This is a genomic window from Clostridium sp. ETTB3 (assembly GCF_053571985.1).
The window spans coordinates 2,150,034-2,167,994 of sequence record NZ_CP199832.1; the positions used below are offsets into that span (position 1 = coordinate 2,150,034).

The window sequence follows — 17,961 nt, forward strand, 5'->3', positions numbered from 1 at the left end:
TATTATACCTCCTTAGCTTCCTTGCTCCACCTATATCCTATTCCTCTTACTGTTTCTATATATGTAGGATTTTTTATATCATCTTCAACTTTTTCCCTTAATCTTTTTATATAAACTGTTAATGCATTTCCATCAACAAAATTACCATCAGTATCCCATAGTCTTTCTAATAATAAATTTCTTTCTAATACATTTCCATTATTCTTTATTAAAAGTAATAATAGCTTATATTCAATAGTTGTAAGATCAATAACCCCTTCCCTTTTATAAACTTTATATTTTAATAATTCAATAGTTATATCTTCACTTATAATTTTATTACTATTTTCTTCTTTTTTAGACACTATTCTTTTTCTTCTTAAAACTGCATTTATTCTAGAAACTAACTCTTTAACTCTTATAGGCTTAGTTATATAATCATCTCCACCCATATCTAGTCCCATAACTACATTTCCTTCTTCATCACATGCAGTCATAAAAATTATAGGTATTTCACTATTTACTCTTACTTCTTTACAAAATTCATAACCACTTCCATCTGGTAACATTACATCTAATAGTATTATGTTAAATTCATTATTTTTATATTGTTCTCTAGCTTCATTTAAATTTTTAGCATGAATTACATCAAATCCTTCTTGCTTTAATGTATATTCAATACCTAATGCTAATGGTAAATCATCTTCTACAAATAATATTTTTATCACCTTTAAAATTCCCCCTTTATCATAAAATAGGAGCAGAAATTTATTCTGCTCCTATAAAATAAAAACTATCTATTATATTATAACTCACTAACTTTACTTTATAAACTAAATTACTCAACATTCCTTATAGTTTCTACTAAGTTCATCTTTTTAAGCTTATTTAATGGTATCAATGAAGCTATAAGAACTACAAATAAATTAATTAAAAATCCTATTACAAATGGTTGCCAATATATTTTATTTGAAATTGTGAATCCATAAGATACAACTCTAACACTTAATAAAACTAATGGTATTGAAATAATTCCTGCTACTATTGATGAAAATATTCCATGTAATATTCCTTCAAGTAAAACCATTTTACTAAGTTGATTATTACTCATTCCAATTGTCCCTAAAGTTCCAAACTCCCTTTTCTTAAGAAGTATATTAAGTGAAATTGTATTTCCAATGTTAACTATTCCAATTAAAGCTACCATAATTATAAATCCATAAACAAATACATTTACTACATTCCACATCTCTTCATTCTCTTGAGTTTTTTTATTTATATCATCAAAATTAAGTTCATTTTCTTCTGCAATAATGTCAATTTTTTTAATAATATTCTCAACTTGCTTCTTATCATTTATATTTTTATATCTAAAGCCAATAGTTGTATAATAATTTTCATCATATAATTTAGTAAATTCATCATAATTCATTATTATTTTAAATGTTGAGCTATAATCATAATCAAAAGGACTTTTATTTATTATTTTTTTTACTTTAAATTCTATAAAATTATTATCTTTTTTATCTTTATTTAACTCTTCATTAAAAGTATCATCATATTCTTCAATAGAGCTTTTTGCTATTTTAATAAATTCCCCTTCTTTTATATTGGCAAAGTTAACATTTTCCAATTGTCCTTCATTAGTGTACCTAACAAAACTATTAACTAATATAACCTCATTATTTTTTAATCCATTTTCAACTTCTAATTTATTTAAAGCTTCATCACTATATCCTTCAATTTGTGCTCCTTCTATTAGTTCATTATTTACAGTATTTAATCCATTATACCTATAATTTTTATAATCTTCAGTTATTATATCTCCATCTAAATATAAATAAGGTACATATTGCATAGATATTGTATATATATCACTAATTCCGTCAATTGATTTTATTTCTTCTTTAATTTTATCTTTGTTTATACTTTCATACCCTTCTACCTTACCTTGCATCAATGTGTTTTTCTTTATATAATCCAATTCACTTATCCTCTTCATATTCAACGTAGTAAATGTAATAAACATAATAAGTGATATACTTAATGATAGTATTGTTACTGTAAATCTCTTTGAATTCTTTCTTATATTTTTATAAGCTATCCATCCCTCAACACCAAATATTCTTCTTATAAGATTTCCATTATAGTATTTAATTTTTTCATTTTCAGTATTACCCTTAATAAAACTTATAGGTGAAACTTTTCCAGCTTTTTTTGCGGGTCCATATGTTGCCATAAATATTGTTGTCATTCCTAAAATCAAGGGAAATAAAATTACACTTAAATGAAATCTTATAATTAATTGACCTGTTCCAAGAAGGTTTGTAATTTTAATATTCATTATCTTAACAGTTGTCCAAACTCCTAAAAATCCAAATACTATTCCAAAAGGTATTGATAATAAGCACATTGCTAAACCTTCTTTAATAACAATATTGCTTATCTGTTTTGGGGTTGCCCCTATACTTCTAAGTATTGCAAACTGTGTCATTCTTTCGGTTACAGATATATTTATTGCATTATAAATTAAAAATATAGTTGCTAAAATAATTATCAATAATACAAAAACAACTACAACTTTAACTACTGTATTTATACCTGTATATTCACTTTCCCCTATTAATGCTAATAAATCATTATTAACATTAATATAATTAAAATTTCTATCTAAATTTAAGTTATCGAATTTTTCATTAACTAATTTTGTTTTATTTTTATTATTAATTACTTTAAAAAATACATTATATTCTTTGTTATCTTCAAGGTTATCTAAAAATGTTTCTCCAGAAAATACCCCTTCACCTATTTCAAATTGCTCTTGTAAAAAACCGACAATTTTATATGTCTTATAATTATTAGTTAACACTTCATTTCCATTTTCATCAAATTGAACTTCTCTTAACTTTATATTATCTCCTAAATTAATACCTAAATAATCTTTAGTCTTATTGTTTAATATAAGCTCATTGCTATTTTTAGGATAATCCCCTTCTGTTAATATTGTTTTTGTTATTTTAGTTGAATAAGTTTCATCTTGTTCTGTTATATAAATACTATTTTCATCTTTATCTTCTAATACATATTTTCCTAAACCTACATTAGAAAATACTCCTACATTTTTTAAATCAACATCATTTCTCAATATATTTACTACATCTTTATCAACATTACTAAATCCAAATTCATAATCTCCATTATTATCTATTGCTCTATTATACATATATTCATTAAAACTTAATCCTAAAAATCCAACTCCACTAATAAGAGATAATGAAATTATAATTCCTATAATAGTCAGCAAAGTTCTCTTCTTATTTTTCTTTAAATATTTTAAAGTAATATCACTATAACTTTTCATTATTTAATCACCTCATCACTTATGATTTCTCCATCTTCAATAGTAATAACTCTATCTGCAGATTTTGCTATATTAATATCATGAGTGATTAAAATTAATGTTTGATTATATTTTTTTGCACAATATTTTAATAACTCTAATACTTCCTTTGAATTTTTTGAATCAAGATTTCCAGTTGGTTCATCTGCTAAAATAATTGATGGTTTATTTGCTAAGGCTCTTCCTATAGAAACTCTTTGCTGTTGTCCTCCTGATAACTGCGATGGATAATTATTTTTTCTTTCTTCTAATCCTAATATCCTTAAAAGTTCATTCATATATTTCTTATCTATTTTTTCATTATCTAAAAGTACTGGCATTTCAATATTTTCTTGTGCTGTTAAAACTGGTATTAAATTAAAAAATTGAAATATAAATCCTAACTTTCTTCTTCTTAAAATTGATAACTCTTTTTCCTTTAACTTATAAATATTTTTTCCATCTATTATAACTTCTCCTGAACTTGGAATATCTACCCCTCCAATTAAATGTAATAATGTACTTTTTCCAGAACCAGATTGTCCAACTATTGCTACAAATTCACCTTGTTCTATATTTAAGTTTATATTTTTTAAAGCTTTAACTTCCGCTTCTCCACTACCATATATTTTATTTAAATTTTTTACTTCTATTAATGTCATTTTAAAATTCACACTTCTTTCATCTTTATTATAATCCTAGTATAAATTTTAATTATTACATTAATATAAATTTAATTATTACAATTTAGTAATAATTAAATTTATATTAAAGGCTCTATTTTAAATAAGGATTGATGCCATAAACTATTGAAAATACTATATTAAAACTTTGCCCTATTTTAAAATAGATAAATCTTAAATTATATATTCAAAATCTAATATCATCCCTATGCTAAAACAGAGCCATATAAAAAATAAAGCAAACATTAAGCTTGCTTTATTTTTTATAATATCTTTTTAATTTTAATTAATTAGTATATAATTATTTTCTTGGATTTTCAAATGAAGGTGCAGTTGGATTTGGTGGTTCATGTGAAGGCCCAGGTGTTGATAAATCAAAGTATAACTTAGAATCTTCTGTAACTCCAAAGTCCTTATTAGAACCACTTTTTTGAACTTTATTTAAAGCTTCTCTAAATAATGCATTATGTGCTTCTTCTCTGTTAAGTAAGAAATCTATTGTTGCTTTAACTTCCTTATCATCTATTTGCATATACAGATATTCATAAACAACTTTAGCCCTTTGTTCTGATGCAATATTAGATAATAAGTCAGCAACTAAATCTCCCGTAACAGTTACATAATCAGCTGTCCAAGGTGCTCCTGATGAATTTATTAAAACAGGTGATAACCCACATTGTACATGGGTTTGAATTTCACCATTAAATACATCATTATTATTAACATCATGCCCATTTAATAAATTAATAGTTTGCGCAACCATTTCCATATGACTTAACTCTTCTGCTCCAATATCTAAAAATAAATCTTTTATTTCAGGATCTTTTATTCTAAAACTTTGAGAAATATATTGCATTGCTGCCTTAAGCTCTCCATTTCCACCTCCTAGTTGCTCTTGCATTAATACTGCATATTGAGGATTAGGCTTTTCAACCTTTACTTCATGTAATAACTGCTTTTTATGTTCAAACATTTTATCATTCCTCCAAATAATAAATTTATATAATTTATTATTTAAAAACTTAATATATATTATTCATTTCTATTTTTATTTTTTTAAAATTATTATATATCTTTGATTTTGATATCTAAGTGATGCACTTAGTTCACCATCTGGTCCACCATATTGAGACATTAAATTTTCTTTATTATTTAAACCTTTCACCTCATACCTTATTCTCAATTACATAATATGTAGTTATTATACATAAGTTATAAATTACACAAAAAATACAAGTAAAATCAAATTTAACTTGTATTTTATCTTTCATATAATTATTTTTTGAAATTTAATAATATAGACATATTTATATAATAATTATTTTATTATATATTCAACTTTTCCCGATACTACATTTATCAAATCATTAGGATTTATTTTTATTTGATATCCAATTTTTCCAGCACTAACAATAATAAAATCTAATCCCTTACAACTTTCATGTATAAAAGTTTTATACTCTTTCTTTTGACCTATTGGTGAACACCCACCACGAATATATCCAGTATACTTCATAATATCATTAACATTAATCATTTCTACTTTTTTCTCACCAGTTAATAAAGCAACTTTTTTTAAATTTAATTCTTTTGCTACTGGAATAACAAAAACATATATTTCTCTGCTCAAACCTTGTACTACTAAAGTCTTAAATACATTATCCTCACATATACCAATTTTATGTGCTACCGATACCCCATCAATTTTTCCATCTTTACTTTCATAACTAATAATTTCATAATTTATTTTCTTTAAATCTAATATTCTCATTGCATTTGTTTTTACAATCTTTTCTTTAGACATATTTATCACACTCCTATCCCAAATTATAATATTATTTCATATAAATTTATACAAATCAATTTTATTTATATATCTACTATTTATAATTATCAAAATAAATATTATTATAAAATAAATAACTAAAATTTTAATAATAAGAAAGGATGATTAAAATATGAAATATGAAATATTATTATTTGATATTGACAATACACTTCTTGACTTTGATTGTAATGAATTTGAATCATTTAAAAACACTATGTTAGACAAAGGTATAGAGTATACCTTAGAATTATATAATAATTATAAAGAAATTAATCATGAAATGTGGAAAGCTGTTGAACGTGAAGAACTTACAATTAATGATGTAATAAATACAAGATTTTCAAGACTTATGAATTTATACAACAAAACTGTTGATGGACAAGATTTTGAAAAAACCTATCGCTCATATTTAAATAAAGGAATACAAAAGATGCCATATGTTGATGAAACACTTGCAGAACTTAATAAAAAATATAAACTATATATTATAACTAATGGAGTAGCTAAAACACAAACTCATAGAATGAAAAACTCTGGATTAGACAAATATTTTGAAAAAAGCTTTATATCAGAAGAAATAGGATCAAACAAACCTTCTAAATTATTTTTTAACTTTGTAAAAACAAATATAGATAACTTTGATTCTTCTAAAGCACTTGTTATAGGAGATTCTCTCACATCTGATATAAAGGGTGGAAATGATGCAAAAATTGATACATGTTGGATATGTAAAGAAGGCACTATAAATAATAGTGATATAAAACCAAAATATATAATACACTCACTTAAAGATTTATTTAATATATTAGAAATTTAATAAAGTTTTACATAGTATAAATACTTTATAATTAAAACAAAAGGGATGTCGCATTAAGAATAAATACTACAATCATATTGTGTATAAAATTTTTAGTGTGACAGCCCTATTTCATTTAATCTAAAAACTATATTTTCAACAAAATTTACGCTGATATAACTTTATCTTCTTTTGAAATACTATTACCTTTTTTCTTATTAATAATATAATCAACAAGTATAGCTATAGCTCCATCACCTGTAACATTAGTTGCAGTACCAAAACTATCTTGTGCTGCATGTAATGCAATCATAACTGGTTTTTCTATTGCCCCAAATCCAAGCATTGATTCTAAAAGTCCAAGTGCAGCCATTACACCACCTCCTGGAACTCCTGGAGCCGCTACCATTGTTACACCTAACATAAATATAAATGGCATTATCATCCCAAATGTAGGAGTTTGTCCATTCATATACATAACTGCCATAGAAGTAAGAACTAAAGTAATAGTATCTCCTGCTAAATGTATTGTTGCACCTAAAGGTACAACAAAATCTAAAACTTCTTCATTAACATCATTTTTCTTAACACATTGTAATGTTACTGGTATTGTAGCAGCTGAAGATTGTGTTCCAACCGCAGTCATATATGCTGGTACCATATTTTTTATTAATTTAAATGGATTTTGTTTTTTAATTGCTCCTGCAATACAGTATTGAATACATATATAAGTTAATTGTAATGCAAATAGTAAAACATATACTATTCCAAAAGATTTTAATGTATTAAAAATTTCTCCACTATAACTTAATTTTGCAAAAACACATCCAATATATATAGGTACTAATGGAATTAAAACATTAGTTACTATCATTAAAACTATTTGATTAAATTCTTCAGCAACCTTTAGCATAGCACTATTTTTTATTTTAGATAAACCTATTCCTAAAACAAAAGCTAATACTAATGCAGACATAACACCCATTATTGCTGGAATTTCAATATTAAAATAAGGTTCTACTGTTTTTCCACCTTCACTTAATGCTACATTTCCACTTATTAATTTAGGAAGAAGTCCTGAACCAATTAAATATGCTAAAAGTCCTGCTAGTAATGTAGATATATAAGCAATTATTGTAGTTATTATAAGTCCCTTTCCTGATTTACTTCCTAATGATGCTATACCAGGAACTATAAATCCAATTATTATTAATGGAATTACAAAAGATAAAAAATTACTAAATAATCCACTAAAGGTTGCTAATATTTTAATTGGAAATTGAATATTATTTACCCCACATATTAATCCAATTCCTATTCCTAATATTAAAAATAAAAATATTTTTGTAATTAAAGCTAACTTTTTCATAATTTTCCCCCTTTATTTGTCCTCCAATAAAATACAAACGTCTTTCTCTTGTAATCAATATAACTTATAATTTACATATTGTCAAATTATTTTAGAGAAAAAAATTATGTAATTTTATCAAGTTATTGTTTAATATGGGTTTTAATTTTAAAAAAATATCATTTTAATTGCAAAAATAATTAATGTTACTCCACCAAAAAAATCAGCATACTTAGAAATAAATTCTACCTTTCTTATATATCTACATAAAAAAAATGCAAAAGTACATAATATTAAAGTTATAAATCCAACAATTGAACATTCAAAAATTATTCGTATTATATTGCTGATATAACCAAATCCTGTAAAACCAATTACAAATGCATCTATACTTACTGAAACTCCTAATATTAACGCTACTCCTTTTTTTAATAACATTCTTTCGTCATTTTCCTTATTTTCAAATCCATCACTTATCATTAATATTCCTACAATAGCTATAGCAATTCCTCCAATAACATTTGGTATTGCTGTAATATATGTTTCAAATAAATTTCCACTTATTTTCCCTAAAAAAAAGAATAAAAATTGAAAAAAAGCAAACGATATAATAAATTCTATTTTATTCTTTTTATTTATAGCTGAATTTACGCCTATACTTATACTTACACCTACAGCATCCATAGCTAATGCAACACCAACTATAATTATATCTTTAAGATTCATTTTCCCCTCCTGCTTCAAGTATTTATATAATTTTATTAAGTGTGCTTTAAAGCTATGCTACATATTGTAAAATTTATTTTTTTATCTTTCATTTTGTTGGCTTTTGTTGTATAGTATATATTGTATTTACTAACGAACGAAATAGTATATCATATTAACCCTTAAGAATAAGGATTTAATGTACATTTATTATTAATACGTAACTTAATTAAATTTAACTTAAAGGAGATTATTTTAATGAGTAATTGCATTATAGCACAATCAGGCGGCCCTACATCTGTAATTAATTCTAGTGTTGTTGGATTATTAGAAGCAAATAAAACTTTAGGAAGTTTTAATAAAGTTTTTGCTGGTTTAAATGGAATTGAAGGTATATTAAATGGTAATATAATTGAACTTTCTTCAATTTCACAAGAAGAAATAAATAACTTTAAATATACTCCATCATCTGGCTTAGGATCTTGCAGATACAAAATGAAAAAACTTGAAGAATCAACTGAAGAATATGATAAGTTATTAGAAATATTAAAATCTAATGATATTAAAGCCTTCTTTTATGTTGGTGGAAATGATTCAATGGATACTACTGCAAAGTTAAGTGCTTATGCAAAAAAAACTGGAATAGATGTTAAATTTATAGGAATACCAAAAACTATAGATAATGATTTAATGTATACTGATCATACACCGGGTTTTGGAAGTGCAGCAAAATTTATTGCTACTTCTGTATTAGAAACTTATTTAGATTCATCTGTTTACATAAACAATGGAATCTTTATATTAGAAACCATGGGACGTGATACTGGTTGGTTAGCTTCTGCTGCTGCATTAGCTAAATTAAATGGTAAACAAGTTGCTGATTTTATTTACTTACCTGAAACAGCATTTGATATTGATAAATTTTTAGTAGATGTTAAAAATAAATTTGAAGAACAAAACCAAGTTTATATAGTTGTTTCTGAAGGAATAAGAAATGCTGAAGGTAAATTTATTGCTGAAGCTCATGCACAAGCTCACGATAAATTTGGACATGCGCAATTAGGTGGTGTAGGTAACTTCCTAAAGAACCTAATAATTTCTTCTGGAATCACTAGTAGAGTAAAATCTTTAGAACTTGGAGTATTACAAAGATGTGCAATGCACTGTGCTTCTAACATTGATATAGAAGAAGCATATGAAGTTGGATATGAAGCATTAAAGCAAGCTTCTCTTGGCAAATGTGGTTACATGATTGGTATTAAACGTGAAAGTAACTCTCCATATAAATCATCATATTTCTTAATAGAAGCAGATAAAGTTGCAAATAATGTTAAATACTTCCCAACAGAATGGATAAATGAAGAAGGAAACAATATAAAACCTGAAGCCCTTGAATACTTAACTCCTTTAATTTCTTCAGTTCCTTCAGTTATTTCATCAGTTGCAATGCCTTCATTTAAGGTGTTTAATAAACAATTTAATTAGTGACAAGTTTCAAGTTAAGGTAAAAATTCAGCATTAGCTGAATTTAAAAAAAATACATTCTTAGAAATTCCTTACGGAATTTCTTCCTTAACTTGCCACTTGTCACTTTTAACTCTCTTGCTACTTGCCACTCTTAACTATCTTGCGTATCTTCTACATAAAAGCTCAACTGTTTCTAAAAATATATTCGCTTCTTTTTTACTATTATATATTCCTAAGCTTACTCTAACTAATCCAGGTATTCCATTTTTGTTTATATATTCTTGAAGTTGATTATTAGGTATTCCTAATACTCTTCTTGTATATGGATGAGAACAAAATCCTCCTTGCCTTACCCCTATTGCCTTAATTTCTGATAGTTTTTCTCCAACTTCATAATATTTCATACCATCAATAGTAAATACCAATATTCCAAGCCTATCTTCTATACAATCATTATCAGCATATAATTTTACTCTATTTAATTCCTTGAGTCCGTTAATTAAATATTGCAATAATTCCTTTTCATTTTTTTCTATTCTTTCAAATCCTATCTTTTCAATTTCTTTCATTGCTTCCATAATAGCTACCGCACCAAATAAATTTGGTGTTCCTGCTTCATTTTTTTCTGGAGTATTAAGCCATAACTGATTATTATCTATTACATATTCAACAGTTCCTCCACCTTTTGTATCTGGTAAATTATTGTTAAAATCCTCCCTTAAACCAATAATTGCTCCACTTCCAAATGGTGCATATATCTTATGTCCAGAAAAAACTAGAAAATCTATATTTTCTAAGCTATCTTTTTTATACATACATATTTTTTTATGAGGTACTAATTGTGCTCCATCAACTATTATTTTTCCTCCATATTTATGAATCAATCCTGAAATTTTTCTTATATCATTAATATAACCAGTAACATTTGATGCTCCTGTTATTGTTATATACTTTACTTTTTCTTTATATCTTTCTATTAATTCTTCAATTTCATTTATATTTATTCTTCCATCTTCATTAACTTCTACATACTTCAAATCACATTTATTTCTCCATGGTAAATCATTTGAATGATGTTCCATTCTAGTTGTAATTACTATATCATCTTTATTATTAATTAATATATTAGATAATTTATTTAATCCATCTGTAGTGTTTCCAACAAAAATGGCAGTATAAATTTCTTCTGGCGCATTAAAATACTTTAAAATATATCTTCTACACTCTTCATATAAATCACTACAATATTGTGATTTCTGACCATCACCTCTTGCAATTGATCCATAATATTCAGTAGTTTCTAAAACTCTTTTTACAACTCTTTTAAAAGGCGGAGTGGTAGCTGCATTATCAAAATTTATAGGAACAATTCGCCCTTTCCCATTTATATTAACCTTTTTATCCAACCCTACAAATAGTTTTCTTAAATCATCTATACTATCTCTATGCATAATAATCCCCTCCAGTATAATATATTCCTTGCAATATCTATTGTTACATTGATTTCCTTAACTCATTCACTTGTAATATATCCTCTATAATACTCATATTCTATAAAGTAACATATGTGTTTAAAACACATATATTGTTAATAAATTTATTTTTTGGAGGGAAATAATGAATTCAAAAAAAGCTAATATAGATAATGATGATTTAAAATTTATACCTTTAAATATTGATTCTTCTCTTTCACCAAATGGTTCAAAATTTCCAATACTTTATAACTTAGATGGATTATCCCTTTCAGGAATATTTGGCTCTATTTCCTTAGATCTTCCAAACTTAAATGTCAGCCCTATTCCATTAGAAATGGTTGATTCTATTACTCCTGTAATGGCACCACTTATGCCTTACCCTAAAAATACACCTAATTTAAATAATGATAATTCACTATACAATAACAATTCAAAAAACACTACACAATCTGAAGAAACCTCTAATAATAAATCTTTAGAATTAGAATATCCAGATGAATTAAATAATGATTTACTTCATTCATATAATGAACCGACTATAAAACCAAGATACTTAAATAATTCTGTTAATGCTGTTGATGTCTTAAGAAATTTTGATCTTTCTTTAGATTATTCTATTAATGAATCACGTAAAAATAGTTGTACTGAAGAAGAAGTAAATAATATTTTTTCTAAAATTGAAAATGATCATTCTGGAATATTAGCTACAATGAAAGCTTATAGAATTCCTTATCCAATTGCTAAAATATTAATAAAAAAAATCATTAAAATTTCTCTAGATAATTGTAATAAGTAGGTGAATTTTTATGGAATTATTCAGCAAGTATCTTCCTAGAGTTAATACTAATATAAGAATTATCCACGCTAATCCAACATCATCCAATGTTGATATTTATGCAAATGGTTCATTATTAACAAGTAATATTTCCTTTGGAAAGATATCTAAGTATATTACATTAACTCCAGGAGAATATGAATTTCAGCTTTATTTAACTGGAACTTATGATAAACCAATTTTAACTCAAACCCTTGAATTAATTGCTAATACAAATTATACAATATCATTTGTTACATTATCTAATAACTTATTTTTATTTAAATTAAGGGATGATAATGTACCTATACAAAAGACACAAGCATTTTTAAGATTTATAAACTTATCTAATAATTCACCATTACTAAGCTTGTCTTTGCCTAATAATTCTGTATTATTTAATAGTGTTGAATATTTAGAAACTACAAGTTATTATCCACTTTCCTCTGGAATATATAATTTTAAAGTATTAGTTGGCACTTCTCAGCTTACTGCAAAATATATTAAAAATATTACTTTAGATGGTGGAAAATTTTATACTATTTATATAATTGGAGTTTTTGCTTGTAAACCTATTATGGGTTATTTATTTGTTGATGACTTAATTTAAAGGAGTTGTTTCTTAGCAGCTCTTTTTTAGGTTTGATATAGATTTGCTATAATAGTATAATTAAACTGAAAAACTTTTTTATGACAAATGTGCAAATTTAATTTTAAATTTCACTTACGAAGCTTCACTATAACGGAGGAAATTATGATAATACTAAGTTGTAAAGATATATGTAAAAGCTATGGAATTAGAGATATACTTAAAAACATTACTTTTTCCATTAATGAAGGAGATAAAGTTGGAATTATTGGTGCTAATGGTGAGGGAAAATCTACACTTTTTAAAATAATAACAAAAGAACTATCCCAAGATTCTGGTGAAGTATTTATAGATAAAAATAAAACACTAGGTTACTTATCACAAAATTTAGCATTAAATTCAGAAAAAAACATTTATGAAGAGGCTCTTTCTGTTTTTGATGAATTATTAAATATAGAATCAAAGCTTTCATCTTTAGAAATAAAAATGAGTGAACCTTATGATGAAAAAAAGGCTTCTTATCATGAAAAACTTATTAAAGATTATACAACACTTCAAGATTTATATTCTCATAAAGGTGGATATGTGTATAAAGGAGAAATTTCAAGAGTATTGAAAGGCCTTGGTTTTACTGAAAATGATTTTTATAAATCTATCAATACATTAAGTGGTGGACAAAAAACAAGGGTTGCTTTATGTAAATTATTATTACGTAAACCAGATATTATATTACTTGATGAACCAACTAACCACTTAGATTTAGAAGCTATAAGTTGGTTAGAAGATTATATGAAAAATTATAAGGGAACTGTTTTAGTAATATCTCACGATAGATTTTTCTTAGATTCTGTTACTAATAATACTTTTGAAGTAATTGGTGGTAAAGTAGAATGCTATAATGTTCCTTATACTAAATTTATAGATTTAAGAAAAAAGAATTATGAAACAAAATTAAAAGCTTATAATCTTCAACAAGCTGAAATTAAAAGACAAGAAGCAATTATTGAAAAATTCCGCTCATTTAATAGAGAAAAAAGTATACGAGCTGCTGAAAGTAGAGAAAAGGTTCTTGAAAAAATGGAGAAAATAGAAGCTCCAACTCATGCAAAAGAAGCTTCTAAAATTAAATTTGAAGCTTCAGTAAAAAGCGGTTATGATGTGCTTCATATAGAAAATATGGCTAAATCTTATGGAGATAAATCATTATTTTCAAACTTAAATTTAGATTTAAAGCGTGGAGAAAAGGTAGCTTTAATTGGAGAAAATGGTCGTGGTAAAACTACATTATTTAAAATAATAATGGATAAAGTGGAAGTTGATAAAGGTGTAAAAGTATTAGGTACTAATGTTAACGTTGGATACTATGATCAAGAGCAATCTGACTTAAATTTAGATAAGACTATTATAGATGAAGTATGGGATGACTTTCCTAATTTAACAACTTCCAAACTTAGAAGCTATCTTGCTTCATTCTTATTTACTGGTGATGATGTATTTAAAGTAATAAATACTCTTAGTGGTGGAGAAAAATGTAGAATCAATTTATTAAAACTAATTCTTTCAAAATCTAATTTATTATTATTAGACGAACCTACTAACCATCTTGATATTATATCTAGAGAAGCCTTAGAAGATGCTATTTTAGAATATGATGGTACATTAATGGTAATATCCCATGATAGATATTTCTTAAATAAAGTAATTAGTCGTATATTAGAATTAAAAGAAGATGGTGTATCTGAATATTTAGGTAATTATAGTTACTACCAAGAAAAAAAGCTTAATCCAAGTAGATTTGAAAGTTATGAAGAATTAGCAAATGGAAAAACAAAGACTCAACTTAAGGATGAAAAGAAAAAGAAAAGAGAAGCTGAAAAAGAAGCTAAAGCTATACAATTAAAAATTAAAAATCTTGAAAAAACAATTTCTGAAAAAGAAGATGAATTAAATAATTTACAAGAACAGCTTTGCTTAGAATCTATATATTCTAATCCTTCTGAAAGTCAAAGGGTTAATAATGAAATTAAATCATTAGAGCAGCTAATTGCTAATTTATATGATGAATGGGAATCATTAGCTTAATAAATAAATGGGCTGTTGTACTAAATTACTTAGTGCAACAGCCCATTTCTTATTAAGCTGATTTAGCTAAATTTTTTAAATCTTTTTCTTTATCTAAGCTATTAAATATAACTTTTCTTATCATGTCTACTGGAATTATTGTAAATGCCATAGCTATTATAACAAGCCAATTCTTTACTGTAATTGGAGTACAACTAAATAATTCTCCTCCAACTAAAGTTAATGCAGCTTGAACTATTACTATAACACCCATAACCTTTAAGAAACTCATATTTTCCTTAATATGTTCAAAAATATTTATAGTATTGCTTCTTACATTAAATCCATTAAATACTGCACAAAGTACAAACATTGAAAAATATGCTGTCATATGTTCTTCTGTATTTGCAAACATATTTATAAAGAATGGTGCCTTTAAGAATGCAAAGCTTAATACTGCAACCCATGCTCCAGCAAAAAGAATTTGATTCATCATTTTAGCTGAAACAATACTTTGAGTTCTAGACTTAGGTTTTTCAAGCATATACTTTTTAAGTGCTGGTTCAGATCCTAAAGCTAATGCACCAAGACCATCCATAACTAAATTAATCCATAATATATGAGTTATTTTTAATGGTTCTTCGATTCCAAAGAAAGGAGCTATAGCACAAACTGCAACTGCACCAACATTAATTGTTAATTGGAATTTTATAAATTTTAATATATTATTATAAATTGTTCTTCCATATAATATTGCATTTTCAATAGATTTAAAGTTATCATCTAAGATAACAATTGCACCAGCTTCTTTTGCTACATCAGTACCACTACCCATTGCAAATCCAACATCTGCTCTCTTTAATGCAGGAGCATCATTAACACCATCACCAGTCATACCACATACAAGGTTTAACTCTTGTGCAAGTTTTACCATTCTTGATTTATCTGTAGGTAATGCTCTAGCAATAACTTTTAAATTAGGTAAAATTGCTTTAACTTCTTTATCTGACATTTTATTTAATTCTTCTGATGTTAATGCAACATCTGATTTAGAATTTAATAATCCAGCTTCTTTTGCAATTGCAACAGCAGTTTCCTTTCTGTCACCAGTTATCATTACTACTTGTACACCGGCATTTTGAACTTCCTTTATTGCTTGTTTAGCTTCTGGTCTAACATCATCACGAATTCCAACAAATCCTACCATTACTAAATCATCTGGTAATGTATCTTCTATTAATTCACTTTCACTATAAGCAAATGATAATACTCTCATTGCTCTTTCTGCTAATCTATCTATCTTATCGTTAATTTTCTTTTTATCAATAGCTACAACATTTCCATTTTCATCTAACATCTTAGTAGCTTTTGTAAGTAATCTTTCTGGTGCACCCTTATATACAGTTTTACCATTTAATTGGCTTGCAGAATATTTATTTGCAGAATTAAATCCTTGTGATTTTTCTACCTTTAAATCTTCTAATTTATTCATTTCTGCTTGAGTTAAAAAGTTTAATAATGCTTTATCTGTAGCATTTCCTCCAATAACTTTTCCATTTGCATCAAACATTGAGCCTGTATTTTTTCCAATGCATAAAGCCATCATTTCTTTAATCTTTGATCCATCTTTATAACTATCCTTTAAGTTACCATCAAAAAATTCTACAACTTCTAATTCACCTTTAGTTATTGTTCCTGTCTTATCTGAAAATAATATATTTAATGAACCTGCAGTTTCAATTCCTATTGGCTTTCTAACAAGTACATTGTTTTGAAGCATCTTTGCAGTATTTCTCATTAAAACAATTGCTATCATAAGAGGAAGTCCTTCTGGAACAGCCATAACTACTATAACAACAGCAAGCATAATAGCTTCTAATACATCTTTAAATACCATTACTCCACCATTTGCAAAGTAATCAGCAAAGCCTCCAGCTATAACCACCTTATGAGCTAATAATGCTAAAGCAATAACTACTGAACCAATATATCCAAACATAGAAATTTGAGATGCTAATTTAGCAAGCTTTACCTTTAATGGGCTTTCTACTTCATCATCAGCCATATCTTCAGCCATTGCACCCATCATTGTCTTCATTCCAACCTTAGTAATTTCCATTATCCCTTCGCCATTAAATACAACAGCACCTCTAAATAATGAATGTGCATCAACAAAAGTATCCCCTGTTACATCAGCTGTCATAGCCAATTCTTTATAAGCCTTAAAATCACTTACAGCAACTTTTCTGCATTCTTCAGCTTCTCCATTAAGTGCTGAATTATCAACTCTTAATTCACCTTGATAAAGATATCCATCAGCTGGAATTTTATCACCACTTTGAAGAATTACTAAATCACCAACAACTAATTCATTAATTTCTACTTCTACAACCTTTCCATCCCTATGTACCTTACATACCTCTTTTTTGGTTGAATCTTTTAATTTTCTATATTCATTATCACTTGCAATTTCAGTTTTTGCCGAAATTCCAGTAACAAGTAACACAGAAATTACTATACCAATAATTTCTCCAAACTCTGCATATCCCATAACTGCCATAATAGCCATAATTGCAGCAATTACAAGTAATAACTTTATCATTGGATCATCAAATGCCCCTTTAAACTTGTCCCAAAATGTTTCTTGTTCAGCTTCATGAATTATATTATCTCCATGTAACTTCCTACTTTGTTCTACTTGGTCTTTATTAAGTCCCTTAATCATTACATCCTCCTTATAACTCAAACTTATATATCATATATTTTATATTAACATTTATTATAAGATTATTTTTTAAAATATACATGCAAAAGTTAAATTAACTTTTGCATGTATA

The 17,961-nt window shown here is 26.2% G+C and carries 14 protein-coding genes; 5 read left to right on the top strand and 9 right to left on the bottom strand.

Annotated features, from left to right (window positions below):
• Nucleotides 1-2: 2 nt before the first annotated feature.
• The 5 genes from ACUN06_RS10585 to ybaK form a co-directional block, all read right to left on the bottom strand.
• A complete protein-coding gene (locus tag ACUN06_RS10585) occupies nt 3-707 on the bottom strand; it encodes a response regulator transcription factor (protein WP_449389760.1) in 705 nt (234 codons plus the stop codon).
• Between the two features lie 110 nt (nt 708-817).
• Nucleotides 818-3,340, bottom strand: coding sequence for an ABC transporter permease (locus ACUN06_RS10590; protein ID WP_449389761.1), 2,523 nt, complete (start codon nt 3,338-3,340; stop codon nt 818-820).
• Nucleotides 3,340-4,020 carry an ABC transporter ATP-binding protein gene (locus ACUN06_RS10595; protein WP_291735379.1) on the bottom strand — a complete coding sequence of 227 codons (681 nt, stop codon included), beginning with the start codon at nt 4,018-4,020 and terminating at the stop codon, nt 3,340-3,342. The genes ACUN06_RS10590 and ACUN06_RS10595 overlap by 1 nt, the downstream gene beginning before the upstream one ends.
• 322 nt (nt 4,021-4,342) lie before the next feature.
• On the bottom strand, nt 4,343-5,014 hold the full coding sequence (locus ACUN06_RS10600; RefSeq protein WP_449389762.1) for a manganese catalase family protein: 672 nt from the start codon (nt 5,012-5,014) through the stop codon (nt 4,343-4,345).
• A gap of 345 nt (nt 5,015-5,359) precedes the next feature.
• On the bottom strand, nt 5,360-5,845 hold the full coding sequence (ybaK, locus tag ACUN06_RS10605; protein ID WP_291733988.1) for a Cys-tRNA(Pro) deacylase: 486 nt from the start codon (nt 5,843-5,845) through the stop codon (nt 5,360-5,362).
• Between the two features lie 154 nt (nt 5,846-5,999).
• Between ybaK and ACUN06_RS10610 the strand changes: the two genes are divergently transcribed.
• Nucleotides 6,000-6,686 (top strand): YjjG family noncanonical pyrimidine nucleotidase, encoded by a 687-nt coding sequence (locus ACUN06_RS10610; protein ID WP_291733986.1) that lies wholly within the window; start codon nt 6,000-6,002, stop codon nt 6,684-6,686.
• Nucleotides 6,687-6,831: 145 nt separating this feature from the next.
• On the opposite strand, the gene ACUN06_RS10615 is transcribed toward ACUN06_RS10610, so the two are convergent.
• Both ACUN06_RS10615 and ACUN06_RS10620 read right to left on the bottom strand, forming a co-directional pair.
• The gene (locus ACUN06_RS10615) at nt 6,832-8,034 is read right to left on the bottom strand and encodes a dicarboxylate/amino acid:cation symporter (RefSeq protein ID WP_412192545.1); all 1,203 of its coding nucleotides are present in this window, start codon (nt 8,032-8,034) and stop codon (nt 6,832-6,834) included.
• A 147-nt stretch (nt 8,035-8,181) separates the two neighbouring features.
• On the bottom strand, nt 8,182-8,739 hold the full coding sequence (locus ACUN06_RS10620; RefSeq protein ID WP_301953877.1) for a manganese efflux pump MntP: 558 nt from the start codon (nt 8,737-8,739) through the stop codon (nt 8,182-8,184).
• Between the two features lie 237 nt (nt 8,740-8,976).
• Here ACUN06_RS10620 and ACUN06_RS10625 point away from each other — a divergent pair, with 237 nt between their 5' ends.
• The gene (locus ACUN06_RS10625) at nt 8,977-10,203 is read left to right on the top strand and encodes a 6-phosphofructokinase (RefSeq protein ID WP_449389763.1); all 1,227 of its coding nucleotides are present in this window, start codon (nt 8,977-8,979) and stop codon (nt 10,201-10,203) included.
• Nucleotides 10,204-10,340: 137 nt separating this feature from the next.
• On the opposite strand, the gene ACUN06_RS10630 is transcribed toward ACUN06_RS10625, so the two are convergent.
• On the bottom strand, nt 10,341-11,636 hold the full coding sequence (locus tag ACUN06_RS10630; protein WP_449389764.1) for an aminotransferase class V-fold PLP-dependent enzyme: 1,296 nt from the start codon (nt 11,634-11,636) through the stop codon (nt 10,341-10,343).
• 166 nt (nt 11,637-11,802) lie between these two features.
• Here ACUN06_RS10630 and ACUN06_RS10635 point away from each other — a divergent pair, with 166 nt between their 5' ends.
• From ACUN06_RS10635 to ACUN06_RS10645, 3 genes are all read left to right on the top strand, one after another.
• Nucleotides 11,803-12,456: a hypothetical protein gene (locus ACUN06_RS10635; protein WP_302541551.1), complete on the top strand. Its 654-nt coding sequence runs from the start codon at nt 11,803-11,805 to the stop codon at nt 12,454-12,456.
• 10 nt (nt 12,457-12,466) lie between these two features.
• A complete protein-coding gene (locus ACUN06_RS10640) occupies nt 12,467-13,084 on the top strand; it encodes a DUF4397 domain-containing protein (RefSeq protein WP_302541553.1) in 618 nt (205 codons plus the stop codon).
• Nucleotides 13,085-13,228: 144 nt separating this feature from the next.
• Nucleotides 13,229-15,145: an ABC-F family ATP-binding cassette domain-containing protein gene (locus ACUN06_RS10645; RefSeq protein WP_449389765.1), complete on the top strand. Its 1,917-nt coding sequence runs from the start codon at nt 13,229-13,231 to the stop codon at nt 15,143-15,145.
• A gap of 52 nt (nt 15,146-15,197) precedes the next feature.
• Here the strand turns inward: ACUN06_RS10645 and ACUN06_RS10650 are convergent, their stop codons facing one another.
• Entirely contained in the window at nt 15,198-17,849 is a 2,652-nt protein-coding gene (locus ACUN06_RS10650) for a calcium-translocating P-type ATPase, PMCA-type (protein ID WP_294125309.1), read from the bottom strand.
• Between the last annotated feature and the right edge of the window lie 112 nt (nt 17,850-17,961).